The 6,799-nt window shown below is 40.0% G+C and carries 5 protein-coding genes and 1 pseudogene; 1 reads left to right on the top strand and 5 read right to left on the bottom strand.

Translation table 11 applies throughout. The features are described from left to right. A pseudogene (locus B5J93_RS03565) lies at positions 1 to 985 on the bottom strand (NAD(P)-dependent alcohol dehydrogenase); the annotation flags it as partial. A 189-nt stretch (positions 986 to 1,174) separates the two neighbouring features. On the opposite strand from B5J93_RS03565, the gene B5J93_RS03560 reads away from it, so the two are divergent. Next, positions 1,175 to 2,107, top strand: coding sequence for a site-specific integrase (locus B5J93_RS03560; RefSeq protein WP_079324667.1), 933 nt, complete (start codon positions 1,175 to 1,177; stop codon positions 2,105 to 2,107). Between the two features lie 75 nt (positions 2,108 to 2,182). On the opposite strand, the gene B5J93_RS03555 is transcribed toward B5J93_RS03560, so the two are convergent. The 4 genes from B5J93_RS03555 to B5J93_RS13735 form a co-directional block, all read right to left on the bottom strand. After that, a complete protein-coding gene (locus B5J93_RS03555) occupies positions 2,183 to 5,164 on the bottom strand; it encodes a type I restriction endonuclease subunit R (protein ID WP_079324671.1) in 2,982 nt (993 codons plus the stop codon). A gap of 64 nt (positions 5,165 to 5,228) precedes the next feature. Further along, positions 5,229 to 5,375 carry a restriction endonuclease subunit S domain-containing protein gene (locus tag B5J93_RS14365; protein ID WP_420811396.1) on the bottom strand — a complete coding sequence of 49 codons (147 nt, stop codon included), beginning with the start codon at positions 5,373 to 5,375 and terminating at the stop codon, positions 5,229 to 5,231. Between the two features lie 2 nt (positions 5,376 to 5,377). Continuing rightward, positions 5,378 to 5,833, bottom strand: a complete 456-nt coding sequence (locus tag B5J93_RS03550) for a hypothetical protein (RefSeq protein ID WP_079324665.1) — start codon at positions 5,831 to 5,833, stop codon at positions 5,378 to 5,380. Then, a complete protein-coding gene (locus B5J93_RS13735; RefSeq protein WP_211278844.1) occupies positions 5,833 to 6,738 on the bottom strand; it encodes a hypothetical protein in 906 nt (301 codons plus the stop codon). Before B5J93_RS13735 ends, B5J93_RS03550 begins: the two co-directional genes overlap by 1 nt. Positions 6,739 to 6,799 lie beyond the last annotated feature (61 nt).

The raw sequence follows: 6,799 nt of genomic DNA, 5'->3' as shown, positions 1-6,799 counted from the left end.
GGGTTCGGTTGGTATAGTTATCATTTCCACATCTGGCACGATATGATGCTCGGCACAAAAATCCAGCATTTCTTGCGTTTCGGCAATACCGCCAATCACAGATGCCGAAATGCTGCGGCGACCCATAATCATGGGCACGGTGTTAATGGTTTGTTCTAATTCGCCAACCAAACCGACCAGCACCAGCGTGCCGTCCAATGCCAAAGTGGGGATATAGGGTTTTAAATCGTGGGTGTATGGCACGGTGTCAATGATTAAATCAAAGGTACTGGCAACCGCTTTCATTTGGCTTTCATCGGTGGACAACACCACACGGCTTGCCCCCAAACGGTAAGCGTCATCGGATTTGCCTACCGAACGGGTGAACAGCGTTACTTCCGCCCCCATTGCTTTCGCTAATTTGACCGCCATATGCCCAAGTCCGCCCAAGCCGACCACAGCGACTTTACTGCCCTTGCCCACTTTCCAATGTCGCAGGGGCGAATAAGTGGTAATGCCTGCACACAGTAGTGGGGGCAACGGCTTTGGTGTCCAAGTTTTCGGAAACTTTAAGCACAAAATCTTCGCTAACCACAATGCCCGTGCTGTAACCGCCGTGCGTGAGTGTGCCGTCAAAGCGGTCAAGACTGCCATAAGTGCCTGTGTTGCCGTGTTCGCAATATTGCTCCAAACCGTGCTGACAAGGCGAACAAGTACGGCACGAATCCACCATACAGCCCACACCCACCAAGTCGCCAACTTTGAATTTATGGGCGTTTTTGCCGACTTGAGCCACGCGTCCAATGATTTCGTGTCCGACCACAATCGGGTAAGTGTGGGTAAAACCCCAATCGTTCCTAGCAGTGTGCAAATCCGAATGGCACACGCCACAATACAAAATATCAATCAAAACATCGTCTTCACGCAAATCACGGCGTTCAAAGGCGTAAGGGGCAAGTGGCGTGGTTGCCGAAAAAGCGGCGTAGGATTTTACAGAGTGGGTCATTTTGTGTTCCTAACGGTTAATAAATGGGGATATTATAAAGGATTTAAATTATTGGCGATAATGGATAATTTTGATAGGTAGGTATTAGCTGGGGTGATGATTGATTGTCAGGCTGGCTGAAAACATTACCCATAAAATTCCAAAAATCCTAAAATAAACACTCCTTTATTTACCAAGAGTATTTATTTTATGAAACAAACTTTATTTTCCGACTATTTTGCCGAATGGGTCAAAACCTACAAAGAAGGGGCGGTACGTCCTGTTACAATGAAAAAATACCAGTCCAGCCTGTATTGGCTCAAAAAACTCGCTCCAGACTTGCAGGTTGGCGAATTGTCGCGTTCTCGTTATCAAAAATTGCTCAACGATTATGCTGAAGTCCACGAACGCCAAACCACAATGGACTTTCATCATCAAATCAAAGGGGCGATTTTGGACGCGGTTGATGAAGGCTTGATTGACAATGACCCCACTCGCAAAGCCATTATCAAAGGCAAAACCCCCGCCAATAAAAAAATCAAATTTTTACATCAAAACGAATTGCAATTGGTATTAAAGCAACTCAATTTAAGCCAGCAATTAAATTGGGATTGGTTTATTTTATTGATTGCCAAAACAGGAATGCGGTTTTCCGAAGCCCTTGCCATTACCGCAGGTGATTTTGATTTTGCCCACCAAACTTTAAGCGTCAGCAAAACTTGGGATTATAAAAACAATGGCGGATTTTTACCCACCAAAAACCGCTCATCAATCCGCAAAATTCAATTGGACTGGCAAACGGTAATGCAGTTTTCAGGCTTAATCAAAAACTTAAACAGCGAATCTGAAACGCCCATTTTTATCAGCCTAATGAAAACAGGCGATAAGGTTTATAATTCCACCGTCAATTACCGCATTGCCCGCCACTGTAAAAAAGCAGGCGTTTCGGTCATTACCGTACACGGTTTACGTCATACGCACGCGTCATTACTTTTGTTTGCAGGTGTTTCTATTGCCAGCGTGGCAAGATGGCTTGGGCATTCTAGCATGACCACTACTCAGCAAACTTATTTGCATATCATTCAAGAACTTGAAAACAAAGATACCGATATTGTGATGCGACATTTGGCGTCATTGTGTTAATGGCATAGTTTAATTTTTCAGGCAGCCTGAAAATAAATCAGCCAATTTTCCAACATAGAGAATTGGCTGATTGCGTTAGCGTTTACTTAATATTTTTTCAATATGAAATTTGATTTTGTCCTCCACATATTTTTTTAAGGTTATTTTATTGCCAGATTTACCGTTTTCTTGTTCATATAAACTGGCAACTTTTTCCATATCGGCGGTTTTTGCCAAATCTTTTAACAAATTAAACTCGTGCCAATCTTCTTTGCCAAAAACGTGATGGCGTAATAATTTTTCAAATAACGCTTTATCCAAATTAAACAAATTCACCAATTCAAAAATCGTGCTTTTTTCACGGCTTTCACGGTATTTGTCGAGCAATAAATTTAAAGAAATATCATCAGGCAATTTGCCCGCCAAAGCATCCGCCAAAATTTGTTGTAATAACTCTTGGTCGGTTTTGCGGTATTGGGTGGATAATTCATTAAAGCGTGCAATATCGGCATTGTTTTGTGATTGTGTAATATTTTTTAATAATTGGCTGATATAATCATTGTCAATTTTAATGCGTTCGCCACTAATCAGCGTATTATCAATCAGCAAAATACCCAAGTCATCGCCACCCGTTTCGCCTGAATGTTCATTTTGCACATCTAAATAACGGGCTTGTAATCGCCCATAATCTTCAATATCAAAAGGCAATTTTGCCATATCGTCCGCATTGTTCATATCAAAACCCTGCTGACGGATTTTAATCATATTTTTTTCCAATTCATTGACCCAACGCACAAATTGTTTTTGGCTTGGTACATCATCAGGCAATGCACTAAAATCAGGCTGTCCATTGGCATTTTTGGGAAATAAAGTGGTAATATCTTGATAAATATCACAAATTGTTGATATGTTTTCCTGCAATGTCGGTGCATACATCACATTGGCATTGTCTTTATTGGCGTATAACTCAAATGCCTTATCAATTTGCAATTTCATCTGCAAAGGACGGCGATAATATTCAATATTGCCTTGTTGTTTTTGTTCATTGGTAATGCGATTGGTGCGTGAGAAAGCTTGAATTAAATTGGCATAATCCAATAATTTATCCACATACAAAGTATTTAAATACGGAGCATCAAAGCCTGTCAAAAGCTGCTGCACCACAATCACCAAATCAAGACGAGTGCTGTCATCAATTTCTCTATATTGATAACGGCGTGCCAATCTGTCCATCAAATCGGTTTGATAAGCTGGCACATTATCAATACCAAAATTGGTATTAAATCTTTGATTATAATACATAATGGCTTGTTCTAATTTTAGACTGTTTTCCAAATCATTATCTTGATTTCTATCACTGTCATCATAAATCACTGCCACACTGATATTTTTGTCATTGTTTTTTAATTTCTCAAAATACAAATTGGCGGTTTTGATGTCTTTTACGGTCAGCATTGCCGAAAATAAGCGATTGGACGAATTATTATCCCATTTTCTTAAAATATCTTTAACCACCATATCAATATGATTTTCGCCATAATTGTCTTCTGGCAATTCTTTTTCTATTTCCAAATCGCTTTTTTCAGACAGCCCTTTTTTATAAACTTCACCTTTGGAAGGGTCTTTAAATTCTGCGACTTTTTGGCGTAATTCATAAGCATCATAAGTGAAATTTTGCCGAACATCAAAAGGCGAAACATTTTTATCAAAAATACCGTCTGCCACCGAATAAATATGCAAGGCTTCGCCAAATAATTCGTGCGTGGTAACATCTCGTTTATTTTCATTAAACAACGGTGTGCCAGTAAAGCCAAACCAAACAGAACGCCCAAACATTTGCCGAATTTGAATCAGCATTTCGCCTGCGGTAGAGCGATGGGCTTCATCAACAATAAACACAATGTTTTTGTCTTTGATTTTATCTTGTTCTAAACCTGCGACTTTATTGGCTTTTTGAATGCTGGTAACAATAAGTTTGTCTTTGGTTTTGTGATTAATCGCTTTTAATAAAGCATAAGAATTACGAGTGGCGGTAATGCTGTCTTCTTCGCCAAAAGATTGATATTCGTCAATGGTTTGTTTAACCAGTTCATTTCTGTCCGCCAAAAATACGACTTTATCCACATTGGGCAAGGTGCTGACCAATTCGGCGGTTTTAAACGAAGTCATTGTTTTGCCTGAACCTGTGGTATGCCAAACATAACCGCCCAATTTGGATTCGTGATTAATACCAAACTCCACCCCATTTAATCGCTCCAATATTGCTTCCACCGCATAAATTTGATATGACCGCAATACTTTTAAAGCATTTCTTTCATTATCAAAAATGGTATAAAGCGACACCAATTTATGACCCATTGGCACGGATAAAACTTTTTCAATAAATTGACTGGTGCCAAATACATTTTGATTGTCAAAATCTTTCCAATTAAAGGCAAATTTAAAATTGAATTTATCATAATGCCCAAAATTGGCAAAATAACGGCATTCATCAGGATTTAATATCACAAAAATTTGAATGAGTGAATAAAATCCTGAAAAACTTAATTCTTCGCTGTATCGTTTGATTTGATAAAAGGCTTCATCGGTTTTAATGCCGTCTTTTTTAAGTTCCAAATGAATCACAGGAATGCCAGAAATCAATAAGGTAATGTCAAAACGGCGGTCTTTTCGGTGTTCTTTGCTGGCAGGGCGGACGATTTGGCGGACGATTTCATAGCTGTTGCGACCACCTCCGACATCGTGTCGCCAAAAAAATTCCAAAAATAAGGGCGTATTTTCCAAACCTTTGGCGTCTCGTACGATTTGTAATTGTCCATTGGCGAGCATTTTGCCTGCTTCTATTGGGCTTTTGACGGCGAAAATTTGTTCGGTCAGTTGTTTAAATTCGTTGTCGGTTAATTCCACGCCTTGCAAGCGGTCTTTGTTTTGGGTGTTTAAAATGGCTCGCCAGTTGGCTAATAATTCGCTTTCGGTTTTGTAATACAAATCGGGACGGGGTGTCCAGCCGCATTTGGATAGGCGGTCAATGATTTCTAATTCAAGTTCGGTTTCGGTTTGGGTGGTTTTTTGGGTCATTTTTTGCTCCGTTTGGGCGATAATGCGTAAAATCATAGCACATTTTGGCAAAATTTACATATTTTTACACAAAAAGTTGGTCAAGTAAAACCTGCTTTAATTGTTGGTATTTTTCTAACTCACGCTGATGAAAAGCGATGGTGTCGTCCAGTTGTTTAAAAAACTCGCCAATGGCTTGTTGTTCGGCTAGGGTGGGAACGAAAACTTCAATGTTTAAAATTCATTTTCATGTATTCTCCATTGCCCATAGGTAACACCTTGTCTATACCTTAGCATTTTTGAGATAAAACTTGGTTTTTGTATCATTATCCCCATAAAATTTGGTGATGCACTTTCAAGAGTTGCAAAAATGCTATAAACAGGTGAAATCAAAGCATTTCCAACTTTATTCATTCCAATCGAACCTACATCTAAATTATTTGAGCTGTAAATCAAATCTCCCAATATTGTCTTTTTATACTTCTTATTTGCATCCTTTACCAAAAATTCACGATTGTACCTGTCTGATTTTGGGGTTACGCCGTGAGTGGCGGTAAAGGACATTAAAACAAAATCACTGTTTTCAGAAATTTGCTCATTTTTTCCAACGAGAAATTTCCCCAACTTTCGCTGTTTCCAATCATCCGTAAATCCAGCAAATCGCAATTTAGGCACTTTACGCTCGCTCATCACACACCCCCAACCAGCTGATTTGCCATTGCCCAAAACGCATTTTCCGCCTGCTCTCTTTGGCGGCGAATGTCTTCTAGTGTATCGGCATAGCGTTCGTCCAGCACTTTAAGCTGACTGGCTACTGTTTTGGCGTAGCTTTGCCCCACATCACTTAAATTGCCCGACAATTCGCCAAACCATTTTTGAATCAGCAGGCGTTTGATGGTTGGCAAATCAAGTGTTTGATATTGCTGTTCAATTTTGCTGTTTAAGGCAGGTTCTTTGTTTTTGAGTTCGGCTTTTAAGGTTTTGGCAGCCTGAAAATCTGCCAAACTTTCGGATAACAGCTCAAAATTTTCATCGTCCGCATTCATTGTTTTTAAATCTTGGCTAATGGCTTTGTAAGATTTTTCGTCCAATTTTTCCTTATCATTGACATAATCCGCCAACGCAGTATCGGCAATATTGGCAAGGCGTTCGGCTTGGCGTTCTTCAATCTCATCAAGGCTTTGTTTTAGGCGGTCAATCTCGCCAATTTCATCGGCAAAAAACGCATAGCCAATCATTTGCTTGGACAAAAGTTCGCCTTTAACGCCGTCTTGCACTTCGTTTTTGCCTTTGATGACCATATTGGGGACAAGCCGTCTGGCTTTATAAAAGCCATTCTCACGGACACATTCGTCATTGTCCGCCCCGATTTCGTCCGATAAAATCAACAAATCAGGCAAAATCGTGCTTTGCCATACATCAATCAGCGATTGATAAGCGTGATAAGGGTCGCTAAATTCAGACAGCCTGAAAAGTTCAAACAGGCGGTTTTCGGCATTCTCAAAAATGGCGGTAAATTCGTCTTCACTAAGTGGCTTGTTTGCCGTTAAAGCGTGGGCAAAATCGTGTTGCCAAGCGGTGATTTGTTGCCCCAAGTCATTGATATAATGCCCATAATCGTGGTCTTGATTGATGATGTCAAAAATCTGGTCTGTT

Origin of the sequence: Moraxella equi (genome assembly GCF_002027555.1) — a bacterium.
Lineage (GTDB): Bacteria > Pseudomonadota > Gammaproteobacteria > Pseudomonadales > Moraxellaceae > Moraxella > Moraxella equi.
Note: the sequence above shows the minus strand (reverse complement) of the source record. Positions and strands in the feature narration are given on the sequence as shown.

What these genes read in the sequence shown, in the direction of transcription:
- B5J93_RS03560 (WP_079324667.1), top strand. Translation starts at nt 1,175, where the DNA reads ATGAAACAAACTTTATTTTCCGACTATTTTGCCGAATGGGTCAAAACC.
- B5J93_RS03555 (WP_079324671.1), bottom strand. Translation starts at nt 5,164, where the DNA reads ATGACCCAAAAAACCACCCAAACCGAAACCGAACTTGAATTAGAAATC.
- B5J93_RS03550 (WP_079324665.1), bottom strand. Translation starts at nt 5,833, where the DNA reads ATGAGCGAGCGTAAAGTGCCTAAATTGCGATTTGCTGGATTTACGGAT.